The sequence below is a fragment of the Streptomyces sp. NPDC056224 genome (assembly GCF_042267665.1).
In the GTDB taxonomy this organism is placed as follows: domain Bacteria; phylum Actinomycetota; class Actinomycetes; order Streptomycetales; family Streptomycetaceae; genus Streptomyces.
In genome coordinates this window covers 8,888-24,101 of sequence record NZ_JBHJTK010000041.1, presented here as the reverse complement: position 1 = coordinate 24,101, position 15,214 = coordinate 8,888, and the positions used below count along the sequence as shown (strand labels likewise).

Below are 15,214 nucleotides of genomic sequence, written 5' to 3'. Positions count from 1 at the left end.
GTCCCGCCGCACCACACGTGTCGTGCCAGTGTACTGACCGGGCGTCAGGGTGCCTTGCCCACGCCGGCGGCGCCGCCCGCGTCGACTTCGGCCACATCGGCCTCGACCACGGCGCCCGTGCCCTTCTTCGACTGGCGCAGCCGCTTCTCCAGCCAGGAGGCCAGAGTGGTCAGGGCGAAGTTCACCACGATGTACAGCAGGCCGATCACGACCATGGTCGCGATGGTGTTGCTGTAGTTGGCGGAGATCTGCCGGTTCATCGACATCAGGTCGGCGAAGCCCAGGAACGCGCCGCCGAGCGCGGTGTCCTTGAGGATCACCACGAGCTGGCTGACCAACGCGGGCAGCATCGCCGTGACGGCCTGCGGGACCAGGATGTACGCCATCATCTGGCCCTTGCGCATGCCGATTGCCTTGGCCGCGTCCGTCTGGCCGCGCGGCAGCGACAGGATGCCGGCCCGGACGATCTCGGCGATGACCGCCGCGTTGTACAGGACGAGACCGGTGACCACCGCGTACAGCGGCCGCAGGTCGGAGCTGACCGTGCCGAGCATGACGTACAGCGCGGAGCTGAAGATCATCAAGATGAGGACCGGGATGGCGCGGAAGAACTCCACGACCGCGCCGACCGGGACCCGCACCCATGCGTGCTCGGAGAGCCGGGCGATGCCGAGGAGTGCGCCGAGCGGCAGTGCGATCACCATGGCGATCACGCCGGCCTTGAGGGTCTCACCGAGGCCGGGCAGCAGGAACGTCGTCCAGATCTGGCTGTCCGTGACGAACGGGGACCACTTGTCGGCCTCGAGCTGGTTCTTCTCGGCCATCCGGTCCAGGATCCACCACAGGGCCAGCGCGACGAGTACCGCGAAGACGCCTGTGTAGATCCAGTTGCGAACCTTGGCCTTGGGGCCGGGGGTGTCGTACAGAACGGAAGTCATCGCTTCACCGCCACTCGCTTGGCCACCCAGCCCAGCAGCAGGCCGGTGGGCAGGGTCAGCAGGACGAAGCCGAGAGCGAAGACCGCGAAGACAGCGAAGATCGCGTCCGCCTCGTTCTCCAGCATTTCCTTCATCAGCAGGGCCGCCTCGGCCACGCCGATCGTCGCCGCCACCGTGGTGTTCTTGGTGAGGGCGATCAGTACGTTCGTCAGGGGCCCGATGACCGCACGGAAGGCCTGGGGGAGCACGATCAGGGTGAGCACCTGGAAGAAGCTCAGCCCCAGCGCGCGGGCCGCCTCGGCCTGCCCCACGGGCACGGTGTTGATGCCCGAGCGCAGCGCCTCACAGACGAACGTGCCGGTGTAGGCGATCAGACCCAGGATCGCGAGGCGGAAGCCGATCTCCTTGGAGGTTCCGCCGCCGAGCGTGATGCTCAGGGTCTGGTACAAGCCCAGCGAGCAGCCGAGGATCAGCAGGGTCAACGGCGTGTTGCGCACGACGTTGACGTACGCGGTACCGAAGCCCCGCATCAGCGGGACCGGACTGACCCGCATCCCGGCCAGCATCAGGCCCCAGATCAGGGAGCCGACCGCGGAGTAGAGGGTGAGCTGAACGTTCACCCAGAACGCTCCGAGCACGTCGTACTGCCCGGAAGTAAGAAAGTCGAACACGTTGCCCTGCGCTCTCCCCAGGATGGCCGGTGAGGCACGCCGCCGCCCCAGACCGGCGGGCGGCGGCGTCCCTCACCGATGAATCAGCTGCCTTCGGTGATCTGCGGGGCCGGGTCCGCCTTGTAGCCGGCGGGACCGAAGTTCGCGTCCACCGCCTTCTGCCAGGAACCGTCCTCGACCATCTTCTTCAGCGCGGCGTTGACCTTGGTCTGGAGCTCCTTGTCGCCCTTCTTCAGACCGATGCCGTAGGGCTCGTCGCTGAGCTTCAGACCGGCGAGCTTGAACTTGCCCTTGTTCTTCTCCTGCGCCGCGAAGCCGGCGAGGATCGAGCCGTCCGTGGTGACCGCGTCGACGGCCTTGTTCTCCAGGCCGGTCAGGCACTCGGAGTAGCCCGGGTACTCCTGCAGGTCGGCCTCGGGGGCCAGCTTGGTCTTGACGTTCTGCGCGGAGGTGGAGCCGGTGACCGAGCAGAGCTTCTTCTTGTTGAGGTCCTCGGCCTTGGTGATCGAGTTGTCGTCGGCGCGGACCAGCAGGTCCTGGTGGGCCAGGAAGTACGGGCCGGCGAAGTCGACGCGCTGCTTGCGCTTCTCGTTGATCGTGTAAGTGGCGACGACCAGCTTCACGTCACCGTTGGAGATCAGGTTCTCGCGCTCGGCGCTGACGGCCTGCTTGAACTCGATCTGGTCGGGCTGGTAGCCGAGCTCCTTGGCCACGTACTTCGCGACGTCGACGTCGAAGCCGGTGTACTTGCCGTCCGGGGTCTTGAGGCCCAGACCGGGCTGGTCGAACTTGATGCCGACGACGATCTTGTCCTTCTTGGCGTCACCGGACGCACCGCCGTCACTGGCGGCCTTGTCGCTGCCGCCACAGGCGGTCGCGGTCAGGGCGAGAGCAACGGCGACGGCCGCGGCCGCGGCAGCCTTGGAGATCTTCATGGTGAACTTCCCTCGGATGAGACGTTGTTGAACGACGAGCGACGCGTACGGGCGCATGCGCGGGCAGGCCGAAGCCGGCCCGGCGGTGGTCCGTCACCGGATGACTACCAGACCGGACTCTCAGTGGTGCAGGATCTTCGACAGGAAGTCCTTGGCCCGGTCGCTGCGCGGGTTGCTGAAGAACTGCTCGGGGGCGGCCTCTTCGACGATCTTTCCGTCGGCCATGAAGACGACGCGGTTGGCCGCGGAGCGGGCGAAGCCCATCTCGTGCGTGACGACCACCATCGTCATTCCCTCCCGGGCGAGCTGCTGCATGACCTCCAGCACCTCGTTGATCATTTCCGGGTCGAGCGCCGAGGTCGGCTCGTCGAACAGCATCACCTTCGGCTCCATGGCCAGCGCACGGGCGATCGCCACGCGCTGCTGCTGGCCGCCGGAGAGCTGCGCCGGGTACTTGTCGGCCTGAGAGCCGACACCGACCCGGTCCAGCAGGGCCAGGGCCTTCTCGCGCGCCTCGGCCTTGTCCGTCCCGCGGACCTTGACCTGGCCCAGCATGACGTTCTCCAGCACCGTCTTGTGCGCGAAGAGATTGAACGACTGGAACACCATGCCGACGTCGGCGCGCAGCCGGGCGAGTTCCCTGCCCTCCGAGGGCAGCTCCTTGCCGTCGAGCGTGATGGTGCCGGAGTCGATCGTCTCCAGCCGGTTGATGGTCCGGCACAGCGTGGACTTGCCCGATCCCGAAGGACCGATCACCACGACGACCTCACCGCGGGCAATGCTCAGTTCGATGTCCTGAAGCACGTGCAGCGCGCCGAAGTGCTTGTTGACGTTGCTCAGTACAACCAGGTCGTCCGCGGCACCGGCCGCGTCCTGCACGTCCTTGGTCACTGATACTCCGCTCATCGGCTTCTTGCTCCGTCCTCCTCGGTTGGGAGGACAGTAGTGACGTGACGCGCACAACGTCATCACATCTGAGGGAGAATTGAGCATAACGATCCGGCCTCGCCCGGATACGCTCCGTGCGCGGCACCGGCGTGGCACCCGGTTCCGTCGTACCGGGTCCATAACGGTAGGCGCGCCGGACCGGAACCCCCTTGACGTGGGCGTCCGCATCGGCATGGATGCAGGGTGGCCCTGCAACGTACGGAATCCGAAGACCGAGAGAAGGAGAGGGGGACGACTTGAGACTGCTGCTCGTCGAGGACGACGACCACGTCGCCGCCGCCCTGTCCGCGATCCTCGCCCGGCACGGCTTCCAGGTCACCCACGCCCGTAACGGCGAGGAGGCCCTGCAGGCCCTGCTGCCCGCCGGAGCCAAGCCGGCCGCGCCTCCGTACGGGGTGATCCTGCTCGACCTCGGCCTGCCCGACCAGGACGGCTACGAGGTGTGCGGCAAGATCCGCAAGCGCACCGCCACGCCCGTCATCATGGTGACCGCGCGGGCCGACGTGCGCTCCCGCATCCACGGCCTGAACATGGGCGCCGACGACTACGTGACCAAGCCCTACGACACCGGCGAGCTCCTCGCCCGCATCCACGCCGTCGCCCGGCGCACCGGCGCCTCCGAGGAGGCCGCCGCCACCGGGGCGGGCAACCCCGCCGTCGTCAGGCTCGGCCCCGTCAGCATCGAGCTGCCCACCCGCCGGGTCAGCGTCGACGGCGCGGACGTACCCCTCACCCGCAAGGAGTTCGACCTGCTGGCCCTGCTCGCGCAGCGGCCCGGCGTCGTCTTCCGCCGCGAGCAGATCATCAGCGAGGTCTGGCGCACCAGCTGGGAGGGGACCGGGCGCACCCTGGAGGTCCACGTCGCCTCGCTGCGCTCCAAGCTGCGCATGCCCGCCCTCATCGAGACCGTCCGCGGGGTGGGCTACCGGCTCGTCGCCCCGGCCGCCCCCTAGCGGGGTCCCGTCGTGCGCGCCAGGCTCCTCCCGCTGCTCGTCGTCCTCATGGCGGGCACGCTCCTCGCGCTGGGCTTCCCGCTCGCCGTGAGCCTGGCCGCCGGGCAGCAGCAGCGGGTGGTCGTCGACCGCATCGACGACAGTGCCCGCTTCGCCGCCCTGGCCCAGTTCGTCATCGACGCCGAGGGCGCCGGATCCACCGGCGCCGGCGAGCGCCGCGACATCCTCCAGCTCGAACTGGCCCGCTACCAGGAGCTGTACGGCATCCGCGTCGGCATCTTCCGCCGCGACGACAACGCCATCGCCCGCTCCCCCAGCTGGTGGGAGCTGCCCGAGGGCGGAGAGGGCCGCCGCGCCTTCGAGGAGGCGCTCGCCGGGCGGCGCAGCCACGATCCGCCGCAGGTGTGGCCCTGGCAGGCCCACGGCAAGCTGCTCGTCGCCTCCCCCGTGGTCCTCGACGGGGACGTGGTCGCCGTCGTCGCCACCGAGTCGCCCACCGACCTCATGCGCGCCCGGATCCTCAGGGGCTGGCTGCTCATCGCGAGCGGGCTCGCCGCCGCCATGCTGGTCGCCTTCGGCGCCGCCCTGCGGCTCACCAGCTGGGTCCTCAAGCCCGTGCGGACCCTCGACGCCGCCGCCCACGGGATCGCCACCGGGCGGATGAACTCGCGGGTCGCGGCCGCCGGCGGACCGCCGGAACTCCAACGCCTGGCCGCTTCGTTCAACGAGATGGCCGACAACGTCGAAGAGGTACTGGAGCAGCAGCGGGCGTTCGTCGCGGACGCCTCCCACCAGCTGCGCAACCCGCTCGCTGCGCTGCTCCTGCGGATCGAGCTGCTCGCCCTCGAACTCCCCGAGGGCAACGAGGAGATCGCTTCCGTGCGCGCCGAGGGCAAGCGCCTGACGCAGGTCCTCGACGACCTGCTGGACCTGGCGCTGGCCGAGCACACCTCCGCCGAGATCAGCCTCACCGACATCGGGGCGCTGACCGCCGAGCGCGTCGCCTCCTGGCGTCCGTACGCCGAGGAGAAGGGCGTACGGCTCACGGAGGCGGGCCGGTCCGCCGTCGCCGGCTGGGCCGACCCCATCGCCCTGTCCAGTGCGCTCGACGCCGTCATCGACAACGCCCTGAAGTTCACCCCCGCGGGTGAGGAGGTCGAGGTGTCCGTCGAGGCCGCCGGGCGCAGCGTCCGCGTGGTCGTGGCCGACCGCGGCCCCGGCCTCAACGAGGACGAGCTGCTCCGTGTCGGCGACCGGTTCTGGCGCAGCGGCCGCCACCAGAACATCAAGGGCTCCGGGCTCGGCCTGTCGATCTCCCGCGCCCTGCTAGCCGCGGGCGGCGGGTCCCTCACGTACGAGACGAACCCGCCCCACGGGCTGCGGGTGACGGTGACCGTGCCGCGCACCGACCCCCACTCCTCCTGACGGACCTACCAGGCGAGGGCGGTGCGGGCCGGGGCGGAGACCGCGTAGAGCTCGTCCACGGCCCGGACCTCCAAGGCGGCCGCGGGCTCCCGGCCGGACCGGGGTACGGCGGCCAGGTAGAGAGCGGTGCCACAGGTACCGCCGAGAAAGCGCCGGGTACCGTCGGGCAGGACCCGGGACACCTCGTAGTGCCGGACCGGACCGGCCGCCCGGCGCCACGACAGGCGCAGCCAGACCCGGTCGTCCTGGCGGGCCGCGGCGTCCACGGTCAGGGCGGCGGGGGACGCCGGGCGCCGGCCGGCGGCGGCGTCGCGTAGCGACAGGGCCCCGAGCCGCCAGACCACGGGTCTCTTCCCGCGTCCGGTGATCCGCACGGCCAGTCCGTACGCCGTCTGCCCGGCCAGGGCCCCGAGCCCGATCCGCGACCGGTGCCAGTCCAGCCCCGACCCCGCGCCGGGGGTCCGCGCGCGGATCCACGTGTACGGGACCCGCTCGCCCGGAGCCGCCGGCTCACGGGTGGCCACGCCGACCTCCACCGCGACCGGGCCCGACTCGGTGGCGTGCACCAGCTCCAGGACGGTGGACCGGGTGAGGGGGAGCCGGGTGGAGTGCAGCCCTACGGCCGCCGGTGCGGTCAGGGTGCCCTCGACGAGCAGGCTGGAGCCGCCGCGCCAGGCTCGTGCGAAGTCCAGGGTCACGGCGGGCCGCTCACCGGCGGTGTCCACGACCCAGCGGCGGCCCGGCAGCCGGTCCTGGAGCCCGAGGTGGTTCCAGGGCGTGTCGGACACGGCCACGCCGTCCTCGTACCAGCGCTCCCCGTGCCCGGTGTTGAAGGCGCAGGCGAAGGGCAGCGCGGTGACCGTGGACCGGTCGGCGACGGCCGTGGCGGGGGCCCGCCAGTCCGTTTCGGGCACCGGGCGGGCGGGGTCCAGCGACTCCCCCGTCCAGAACCGGTCGTCGGCGCGGTGGAAGGCCCCGGGGGAGCGGTCGGTGAGGTGGTTTCGGGTCCACTCGGGCCGGTAGAAGCCGTAGCTGACGACGTGGTCGCCCTCGCGAGGGATGATCGCGTCCCAGCGGACGGCGGAATTCCAGCCGTTGGCCTCCGTGTCCACGGCGGCCCACAATTCGTGGCGCGAGCGGCCGAGGCGCTGCGCGAGCGCGCCGGACGCGGCCAGGGTCTGCGGCGTCCAGCGGAAGTCGACGAACATCGTGTCCGCGACCCTCCCGGCACGGTCCTCGAAGAACTCCTGGTTGAGCTCGTTGAGGGCGCCCTGCCAGCCGACCCGGCCGGTGGTGTCCATTGCGTCGTACCAGGTGATCCGCAGGCCGTGGGGCTCGCCCGCCGCGCGCAGGGCCCGGAGGAACTCCTGCATCCTGGAGGCGAGTTCGCTGTCGCCGCCGTCGGTCTCGGCATTGACGAACCAGCCGTCGAAGCCGTATGCGCCCGCCACCCGCACCAGCTGCTCCGCGATCGGGAAACGGCCCAGGGAGTCGCGCTGGACCAGGTCGCGGGTCCACTGGAGGTCCCCGCCGTAGGGCGCGGGCGGCAGGAACACGTTGCCCAGGACGCGGACCCCGTTGCGGTGGGCGGCGTCGACCACGGGCGCGTTCGGCGCGAGCACGATGCCCTCGCCGGAGGAGCCGCCCCAGAAGACCAGCTCGTCGATGTACGCCCAGTGCGTGAGCGCGTAGTAGTCGGCGGTCGCCGAGCCCTGGGACGGGTTCTGCGCGGTGGGCCCGAAGGAGACGAGGGAGGCGATCTTGGCCTGCCCGGCGCGGGCGCCCGGATGCGGTGGCACCGGCGTGAAGCGCGGCGCGAGCGGCACGGTCGCGGTGTTGTGGGCGAGATCGGGGTCGCTCTCCGGAGTCCACCGCTTGAGCGAGCGCCACACGACCCCGGGGCCGGGGGCGCCCTCGGGGAGCGAGTCGGGGAACCAGTACGAGGCGTACGGGGCCAGGTCGGCGGGGGCCGGTGGGGCCGGTGGGGCCGGGGCAGCGGGCGCGGCCCAGGCGGCGGGCGCGAGGGCCGGGGCGCCCAGCAGCGCGGCCGCCCCGGCCCCGGCGGCCAGTACGGCGCGCCGGGTCGGCGGCCGAACGGAGGAGGGCACGGGCACGGGCGCGGGCTCGGGCGCGGGCTCGGGTGTACGGGGATCGACTCCGTTGCCGGTCTCGGACATACGGGCTCCTCCGGAAGGGGGCGTCAGGTCAGGTCGGGGACGCGCAGTACCTCGGTGATGCCGCGTGCGGAAAGGTGCGCGGGATCCTCGGCGAGCTCGGCCAGCACCACCGCGGGCCGTACCCCGTCCGCGGTGAGCGCCGCCCAGGCCTCGAAGAACGCGCCGCCCGGAGCGCAGACCGAACGCCGCGGCGCCGCCTCCGCCCCGCCGACGTCGACCGCCAGCGCGGTGGACCGTACGGCCGGCCGGTGCTCGCGGCCCCGCCACCGCTCGGTGATCCGCGCGATGGCGGCGCCGGCCGGCTTGGTCCGGCGGTCGTTGGTGAGCAGGCCGAGGCCGTACTCCAGCTCCGGGAAGTCGGCGAGCCCGCGCGACACGTCGTGCGAGCACCACCAGGTCACGCCCCACACGTCCGGGCAGTCCAGCGCGTTCGCCACGGTGGCCTCGGTGAACCGGGCCGCGCGCTCCTCGCCGATCAGCGGCGCGGGAGCGCCGACCTCCTGCAGCCACACCGGCCGGTGCGGGTCCAGCGCCCAGGCCTTCGACAGCTCGATCAGGTACGCGGCGTGGTGCTCGGTCGCCGTCCCCGCCGGTCCGTGGCGCTGTGCGGTGCCGTTGAACACCCAGGAGTGCACGGCGGTGGCCGCACCCAGCCGCGCGGCCTGGGCGACGGTGAAGGGGTGCCCGTCCCGGTACCAGGCGGCGTCGTACTCGGCGTGCAGGTGGAACCGCCCGGGCGCCCCCTCCTCGCAGGCGGCGAGCATCCGCTCCAGCCAGTGGCCCGCCTGCTCCCGGGTGATCACGTCGGGGTCGGGGTGGGGGGCGCCGGCGAACTGGTTGATCTCGTTGCCCACCGTCATGCCCAGGAAGTTCGGCCGGTCGGCGAGGGCGCCGGCCAGCGTGCGCAGGTACTCCTCCTGGCCGGCTACCACGTCCGGGTCGGTGAAGATGTTGCGCCGGTGCCAGGTCCGGGTCCAGGCGGGTAGGAAGTCGAAGCTCGACAAGTGGCCCTGCAGGCCGTCCACGCCGACGTCGAGGCCGCGCTCGGCGGCCGCATCGGCGAGCGCGACCAGCTGCTCGACCGCGCGCGGCCGGACCAGCGTCCGGTTCGGCTGGAACACCGGCCACAGCGGGAACACGCGGACGTGGTCCAGCCCGAGCGCGGCGATCGAGTCGAGGTCGGCCCTGACCTCGTCGAGGTCGAAGTCCAGCCAGTGGTGGAACCAGCCGCGGGACGGCGTGTAGTTGGCGCCGAATCGGAGCGCGTGTCCGTGCACGAGGCGTCCTGGAGTTCTGGGGAGTTCACCGGGTGGGCCACAACCTGCCGGTGCGGACGGGGAAAGTCAACAGCGCCTCAAGGCCGCTTACTTATGCGCTTCAGTCCTGCTGGCACAAGGGTTCTGTTCATCAGAACCTCTGGAAACTAATGCGCTTTAGCTGCGCCCGGCCGCAAAGTGACGGACGAAAATGGACAGCGGTATTTCGGTCACGGCCTCCCGCCGGGGCGCGATCGCGTACGGTCTGGCCATCGCAGTCCGCGTCACCGGAGGATGAGGCAGGCCATGGCCCGCAGACCCACGATCAAGGACATCGCCCGCCGGGCGGGGGTGTCGGAGAGCGCCGTGTCCTTCGCGCTCAACGACCGGCCGGGCGTGTCCCAGGACACCCGTGCCCGGATCCGCCGCGTCGCGGAAGAGCTCGGCTGGCAGGCCAACAGCGCCGCCCGCGCGCTGTCCGGCGAGCGCTCCGGGGCCGTCGGACTCGTCCTCGCGCGGCCCGCGCACACGCTCGGGGTCGAGTCCTTCTTCCTCCAGCTCGTCTCGGGCATACAGGAGGTGCTCTCCGCCGCCCGGACCGCCCTGCTGTTCCAGGTCGTCGAGGACATCGACGCCGAATGCGCCGTCTACCGCCGCTGGTGGGCCGAGCGGCGGGTCGACGGTGTCCTCGTCGTCGACCCGCGCATGACGGACCCGCGACCGGAGCTCCTCCGGCAGCTGGCCCTGCCGGCCGTCATGGTGGGTGGAGAGCCCTCCCGCGACCCCTCCCGCGACCGCTCCCGCGACCCCTCCCGCCCCGCGGACACCCTCTCCTCGGTCCGGGCCGACGACGCCGGGGCCATGGCCCAGGTCCTGGACCACCTCCACGGGCTGGGCCACCGCCGGATCGTCCACATCGCCGGGCTCCCGGGCCTCGCCCACACGGCCCGCCGGATCGAGTCGCTGCGGACCGAGGCCGCACGCCGCGGCCTCGGTCCCGACCGGGTGCGCTCCGTGGTGACCGACTACTCCGACGCCGAGGGCGCGGCGGCCACCCGCCGGGTCCTCGCCGAGCCCGAGCCCCCCACCGCGCTCGTCTACGACAACGACGTGATGGCCGTCGCCGGGATCGCGGTCGCCGCCGAACTGGCCGTCCCCGTACCGGGCAGGCTCTCGATCGTCGCCTGGGACGACTCCGCGCTCTGCCGGGTCACCCACCCCCGGCTCACCGCCCTCGTGCGGGACACCGCGGGCTTCGGCCGCCTCGCCGCCGAGGAACTCCTCGCCGTCCTCGCGGGAGGACCGGCCGGGGTGCGCCAGAGCGAGCAACCGCGCCTGCAACCGCGCGAGAGTACGGCCGCGCCCGCGGCGCATACTGAATCCTGACCCCTTCCTGGAGCCGCCACCGTGACCACCCCCACCACCGCCCCCCGCCCCACACCGCGAGCCGGCGCCGCGGCCGACGGCCTGACGGTGGCGATCGACATCGGCGGAACGAAGATCGCCGGGGCGCTGGTGCACCCCGACGGCACGATGTCGGCCACGACCCGCCGCCCGACCCCGCGCGGTGCGGACAGGGACGAGGACGCCGTCATGGCGGCGGTGGCCGAGGTCGTCGCCGAGCTGTCCCGCTCGCCGCTGTGGCCGTCGGCGGTCCGCTGCGGGATCGGCAGCGCCGGCCCGGTGGACGCCTCCCGGGGCACGGTCAGCCCGGTCAACATCGGGGCGTGGCGGGAGTTCCCGGTCCAGGCCCGGGTCGAGGCGGAGCTCGCGGCGCGCGGGGCACGAGGGGCGCGCGGGGCGGCGGTGCCGACCGTACTGGCCGGTGACGGCGTGGCGATGACCGCGGCGGAACACTGGCTGGGCGCGGCCCGGGGCCACGCGAACGCGCTGTGCATGGTGGTCTCCACCGGCGTCGGCGGCGGCCTCATCCTGAACAACCGGCTCCACCCCGGCCCCACCGGCAACGCCGGTCACATCGGCCACATCAGCGTCGCCTTCGACGGGGAACCCTGCGCCTGCGGCGGCCACGGCTGCGTCGAGTCGATCGCCTCCGGCACCGCCATCGCCCGCTGGGCCCTGGCCCAGGGCTGGACCCCGGCCGAGCCAGGCGGCGACGCCTCGGCGGCCGGCGTGGCCGAGGCCGCCGAGGCGGGCGACCCGGTCGCCCTGGCCGCCTTCGACCGCGCGGGCCGCGCCCTGGCGGCCGCCATCGCGGCCACCGCGACCCTCGTCGAGACGGACATCGCGGTCATCGGGGGCGGTGTCGCCGCCTCCGGCGAGACCCTCTTCGCCCCGATCCGCAGGCACCTCGCCGCCTACGCCACGCTGTCCTTCGCGCGCGGTGTGCGGGTGGTCCCGGCGAGCCTGGGCACGCACGCGGGCCTGATCGGAGCGGCCGCCGCCGCGACGATGCTCCTGCCGTCCTCGTGACGGCCGGGGCTCAGGGCTTGACCGAGCGGTAGTACCGCATCGCGCCCTCGTGCAGGTCGAGAGGGGCGGTGTAGATGGCCGTCCGGAGGTCCACGAGCTGCGCCGCGTGCACCTCGTGCCCGATGCCGTCGCGGCTGAGGATCACCGTCCGCGTGAACCGCTCCGTCAGCTCGGGGTCCATCTTCTCCGTGGTCACCAGCAGGTTCGGCACCGCCAGGGTCGCCACCGCGCTGGTGTTGCGCGCCCGCGCGTAGGCGTCCTGCGGCATCACGGCCGCCCGGTAGTAGCGCGCCGGGCTTCCGCTCGCCTGCAGCGGCTCCACCAGGTCGCCGAGCTGCACGAGCCGGATGTCGAACCGTTCCGAGAGCTCGCGCACCGCGTTCGTGGGGAGGCCGCCGGACCAGAAGAACGCGTCGATCCGGCCGGCCTCCAGCTCGGCCGGCATGGTGTCGATGCCGATGGACACCGGGGTGATGTCATGGGCCGAATCCAGCCCGGCCGCCGTCAGCAGCCGGTCGGAGATCAGCCGCACCCCGGATCCCGCCTGGCCTATCGCGACGCGCTTGCCGCGCAGGTCCCGCGTCGACTGCACCGGCGACCCGGCGGGGACGACCAACTGCACGTAGTCGTCGTAGAGCCGCGCGCAGCCGCGCAGGTCGTCCGCCCCGGGCTTGCGCTCCTGCCGGTACTTGGCGACCGCGTCGGCCGTGGCCACCGTGAAGTCCGCCTCCCCGGCGGCCACCCGCTGGAGGTTCTGCTGCGAGCCCTCGCTGGTCTCCAGCCGCACGCTCATCCCGGGCATGTCCTGCCGCAGCTGCTGCTCCAGCAGCTGCCCGTACCGGTGGTAGACCCCCGTCCTGACGCCCGTACTGAAGGTCAGCTCACCCTTGAGCTCCGGCTTCCCGAACGGTTTCAGCCACCAGAGCAGGACACCGAGCACGGCGAGTACGGCCACCAGGGCCCGCAGGGCTTGGCGCCTGCTGATCCGGGGCGGTACGAGAGGCATGGCCGCGATCCTGCCACCCGGGCGCCGTCCTGTCACGAGGAGGCAGACCGGAGCGCTCCCGGCTACCGCCTACCCTTGTGGCATGACCAGCAGCAGCGACCGGAGCACGGCAGTGGACGTCAAGGGAACATACGAGGTGCGCACCTACGGGTGCCAGATGAACGTGCACGACTCCGAGCGGCTGGCCGGTCTGCTGGAGGGAGCGGGCTACACGCGCGCGCCCGAGGGCTCCGACGGCGACGCCGACGTGGTGGTGTTCAACACGTGCGCCGTGCGCGAGAACGCCGACAACAAGCTGTACGGCAACCTCGGCCGGCTCGCCCCGATGAAGACCAAGCGCCCCGGCATGCAGATCGCCGTCGGCGGCTGCCTCGCGCAGAAGGACCGCGACACGATCGTCAAGCGGGCCCCCTGGGTCGACGTCGTCTTCGGCACGCACAACATCGGCAAGCTCCCCGTGCTGCTGGAGCGCGCCCGCATCCAGGAGGAGGCGCAGGTCGAGATCGCCGAATCGCTGGAGGCGTTCCCCTCGACGCTGCCGACCCGCCGCGAGTCCGCGTACGCCGCCTGGGTCTCGATCTCCGTCGGCTGCAACAACACCTGCACCTTCTGCATCGTCCCGGCGCTGCGCGGCAAGGAGGAGGACCGCCGTCCCGGCGACATCCTCGCCGAGGTGGAGGCCCTGGTCGCCGAGGGCGTCTCGGAGATCACCCTGCTCGGCCAGAACGTGAACGCGTACGGCTCGGACCTCGGCGACCGCGAGGCCTTCAGCAAGCTGCTGCGCGCCTGCGGGCAGATCGAGGGCCTGGAGCGGGTCCGCTTCACCTCCCCGCACCCCCGCGACTTCACGGACGACGTGATCGCGGCGATGGCCGAGACCCCGAACGTGATGCCGCAGCTCCACATGCCGCTGCAGTCCGGATCGGACCCGATCCTCAAGGCGATGCGCCGGTCGTACCGGCAGGAGCGGTTCCTCGGCATCATCGAGAAGGTCCGCACCGCCATCCCGCACGCGGCGATCTCCACCGACATCATCGTGGGCTTCCCCGGTGAGACGGAGGAGGACTTCCAGCAGACGATGCACACCGTGCGCGAGGCCCGCTTCGCCAGCGCCTTCACCTTCCAGTACTCCAAGCGGCCCGGCACCCCCGCGGCCGACATGGACGGGCAGATCCCCAAGGAGGTCGTCCAGGACCGCTACATGCGCCTGGTCGCCCTCCAGGAGGAGATCTCCTGGGAGGAGAACAAGAAGCAGGTCGGCCGCACCCTGGAGGTCATGGTCGCGGAGGGCGAGGGCCGCAAGGACGGCGCCACGCACCGCCTGTCGGGCCGCGCCCCCGACAACCGCCTGGTCCACTTCACGAAGCCGGACGCCGAGGTCCGCCCCGGTGACGTGGTCACCGTGGACATCACCTACGCGGCCCCCCACCACCTGCTCGCCGAGGGCCCCACGCGGACCGTGCGCCGCACCCGCGCCGGCGACGCGTGGGAGAAGCGCAACGCCGCCCCGGCCCAGCCGGCGGGCGTCATGCTCGGCATCCCGACCCTGGGCGTCCCGGCCCCGCTGCCGGCGGCGGTCTCGGGCTGCGCGATCGACTGACGCCGTCCCGGCGCGGACGGCTAGGCTGCGGATCATGCTCGTAGCCGCTGCCGTCTGTCCCGCCCCGCCGCTGCTCGTGCCGGAGGTCGCCGCGGGGGCCGCCGCCGAACTCGGCGACGCCCGTACCGCCTGCTCCGACGCGCTCGCGGTGCTCGCCGCCTCCCGGCCCGACCTGCTGGTCGTGGTCGGGGCCGCCGACCAGGACCACCGCGGGCCCTACCCGCAGGGCGCCCGCGGCACCTTCCACGGATTCGGCGTCGAGGCCGGCGTACAGCTCGGAGAGGGCGAGGAAGGGCCGCGCCTGCTGCCCCCGTCGCTCGCCGTCGGCGCCTGGCTGCTGCGCCGCGCGGGCTGGGGCGCCGCCCCCGTCGAGGGGCTCGGCGTCGGGGAGCCGATGGAGACCGCCCGGTGCCTCGAAGCAGGCCGGGAGCTCGCCGCGCGCGACGCCCGGGTGGCCCTGCTGGTCATGGGCGACGGCAGTGCCTGCCGGACCCTGAAGGCCCCCGGCTACCTCGACGAGCGCGCCGCCGCCTTCGACGCGGCCGCCGCCCGCGCGCTGGGCACGGCCGACGTCGCCGCGCTCACCGCACTCGACGCGCGGCTCGCGGCCGAGCTGCAGGCCGCCGGCCGGGCTCCGTGGCAGGTGCTGGCGGGCGCGGCCGAGGGAGCGGGCCTCGACGGGCGGCTGCTGTACGAGGACGCGCCGTACGGCGTGGGCTATTTCGTCGCCGCCTGGTCGTAGGGGCCCTTTCCGGCCCCGCACGCGCGACGAAGGGGCGGGGGGGCCGGGGCGGGGGCCCGCCCCCATACCGGCCCGCCGGACGGAACGGGCGGGCGCGGGGGGGGGCCCCCCCCGGGGGGGGGGGGGGGGG

The 15,214-nt window shown here is 72.7% G+C and carries 13 protein-coding genes; 6 read left to right on the top strand and 7 right to left on the bottom strand.

The features are described 5' to 3' along the window. Positions 1-44: 44 nt before the first annotated feature. The 4 genes from ACFCZ1_RS31375 to ACFCZ1_RS31360 all read right to left on the bottom strand — a co-directional run bounded on the left by ACFCZ1_RS31375 (position 45) and on the right by ACFCZ1_RS31360 (position 3,450). Positions 45-938 (bottom strand): amino acid ABC transporter permease, encoded by an 894-nt coding sequence (locus ACFCZ1_RS31375; protein WP_376681661.1) that lies wholly within the window; start codon positions 936-938, stop codon positions 45-47. Next, complete coding sequence (locus ACFCZ1_RS31370; protein ID WP_376681660.1) at positions 935-1,609, bottom strand: amino acid ABC transporter permease; 675 nt, start codon at positions 1,607-1,609, stop codon at positions 935-937. Before ACFCZ1_RS31370 ends, ACFCZ1_RS31375 begins: the two co-directional genes overlap by 4 nt. 83 nt (positions 1,610-1,692) lie before the next feature. Then, positions 1,693-2,544, bottom strand: a complete 852-nt coding sequence (locus ACFCZ1_RS31365) for a glutamate ABC transporter substrate-binding protein (protein WP_376681659.1) — start codon at positions 2,542-2,544, stop codon at positions 1,693-1,695. 120 nt (positions 2,545-2,664) lie between these two features. Continuing rightward, positions 2,665-3,450, bottom strand: a complete 786-nt coding sequence (locus tag ACFCZ1_RS31360) for an amino acid ABC transporter ATP-binding protein (protein ID WP_376681658.1) — start codon at positions 3,448-3,450, stop codon at positions 2,665-2,667. Between the two features lie 278 nt (positions 3,451-3,728). Here ACFCZ1_RS31360 and ACFCZ1_RS31355 point away from each other — a divergent pair, with 278 nt between their 5' ends. Continuing rightward, the gene (locus tag ACFCZ1_RS31355) at positions 3,729-4,445 is read left to right on the top strand and encodes a response regulator transcription factor (RefSeq protein WP_376681657.1); all 717 of its coding nucleotides are present in this window, start codon (positions 3,729-3,731) and stop codon (positions 4,443-4,445) included. Positions 4,446-4,457: 12 nt separating this feature from the next. After that, entirely contained in the window at positions 4,458-5,870 is a 1,413-nt protein-coding gene (locus ACFCZ1_RS31350; protein WP_376681656.1) for an ATP-binding protein, read from the top strand. Positions 5,871-5,875: 5 nt separating this feature from the next. On the opposite strand, the gene ACFCZ1_RS31345 is transcribed toward ACFCZ1_RS31350, so the two are convergent. Further along, positions 5,876-8,047: an endo-beta-N-acetylglucosaminidase gene (locus ACFCZ1_RS31345; protein ID WP_376681655.1), complete on the bottom strand. Its 2,172-nt coding sequence runs from the start codon at positions 8,045-8,047 to the stop codon at positions 5,876-5,878. 23 nt (positions 8,048-8,070) lie between these two features. Beyond that, complete coding sequence (locus ACFCZ1_RS31340; protein WP_376681654.1) at positions 8,071-9,324, bottom strand: glycosyl hydrolase; 1,254 nt, start codon at positions 9,322-9,324, stop codon at positions 8,071-8,073. A 285-nt stretch (positions 9,325-9,609) separates the two neighbouring features. Here ACFCZ1_RS31340 and ACFCZ1_RS31335 point away from each other — a divergent pair, with 285 nt between their 5' ends. Together ACFCZ1_RS31335 and ACFCZ1_RS31330 are read left to right on the top strand one after the other, a co-directional pair. Beyond that, on the top strand, positions 9,610-10,689 hold the full coding sequence (locus tag ACFCZ1_RS31335; protein ID WP_376681653.1) for a LacI family DNA-binding transcriptional regulator: 1,080 nt from the start codon (positions 9,610-9,612) through the stop codon (positions 10,687-10,689). A 21-nt stretch (positions 10,690-10,710) separates the two neighbouring features. Next, positions 10,711-11,736, top strand: a complete 1,026-nt coding sequence (locus ACFCZ1_RS31330) for an ROK family protein (protein WP_376681652.1) — start codon at positions 10,711-10,713, stop codon at positions 11,734-11,736. Between the two features lie 10 nt (positions 11,737-11,746). Here the strand turns inward: ACFCZ1_RS31330 and ACFCZ1_RS31325 are convergent, their stop codons facing one another. Beyond that, positions 11,747-12,742, bottom strand: coding sequence for a TAXI family TRAP transporter solute-binding subunit (locus tag ACFCZ1_RS31325; RefSeq protein WP_376681651.1), 996 nt, complete (start codon positions 12,740-12,742; stop codon positions 11,747-11,749). A gap of 82 nt (positions 12,743-12,824) precedes the next feature. Between ACFCZ1_RS31325 and miaB the strand changes: the two genes are divergently transcribed. Together miaB and ACFCZ1_RS31315 are read left to right on the top strand one after the other, a co-directional pair. Beyond that, positions 12,825-14,342 (top strand): tRNA (N6-isopentenyl adenosine(37)-C2)-methylthiotransferase MiaB, encoded by a 1,518-nt coding sequence (miaB, locus tag ACFCZ1_RS31320; RefSeq protein WP_376681650.1) that lies wholly within the window; start codon positions 12,825-12,827, stop codon positions 14,340-14,342. Between the two features lie 34 nt (positions 14,343-14,376). Further along, positions 14,377-15,084 carry a class III extradiol dioxygenase subunit B-like domain-containing protein gene (locus ACFCZ1_RS31315; protein ID WP_376681649.1) on the top strand — a complete coding sequence of 236 codons (708 nt, stop codon included), beginning with the start codon at positions 14,377-14,379 and terminating at the stop codon, positions 15,082-15,084. Positions 15,085-15,214: the final 130 nt, after the last annotated feature.

Coding starts and splice junctions, on each gene's coding strand:
- ACFCZ1_RS31375 (WP_376681661.1), bottom strand. CDS start 938: ATGACTTCCGTTCTGTACGACACCCCCGGCCCCAAGGCCAAGGTTCGC.
- ACFCZ1_RS31365 (WP_376681659.1), bottom strand. CDS start 2,544: ATGAAGATCTCCAAGGCTGCCGCGGCCGCGGCCGTCGCCGTTGCTCTC.
- ACFCZ1_RS31360 (WP_376681658.1), bottom strand. CDS start 3,450: ATGAGCGGAGTATCAGTGACCAAGGACGTGCAGGACGCGGCCGGTGCC.
- ACFCZ1_RS31345 (WP_376681655.1), bottom strand. CDS start 8,047: ATGTCCGAGACCGGCAACGGAGTCGATCCCCGTACACCCGAGCCCGCG.
- ACFCZ1_RS31335 (WP_376681653.1), top strand. CDS start 9,610: ATGGCCCGCAGACCCACGATCAAGGACATCGCCCGCCGGGCGGGGGTG.
- ACFCZ1_RS31325 (WP_376681651.1), bottom strand. CDS start 12,742: ATGCCTCTCGTACCGCCCCGGATCAGCAGGCGCCAAGCCCTGCGGGCC.
- miaB (WP_376681650.1), top strand. CDS start 12,825: ATGACCAGCAGCAGCGACCGGAGCACGGCAGTGGACGTCAAGGGAACA.
- ACFCZ1_RS31315 (WP_376681649.1), top strand. CDS start 14,377: ATGCTCGTAGCCGCTGCCGTCTGTCCCGCCCCGCCGCTGCTCGTGCCG.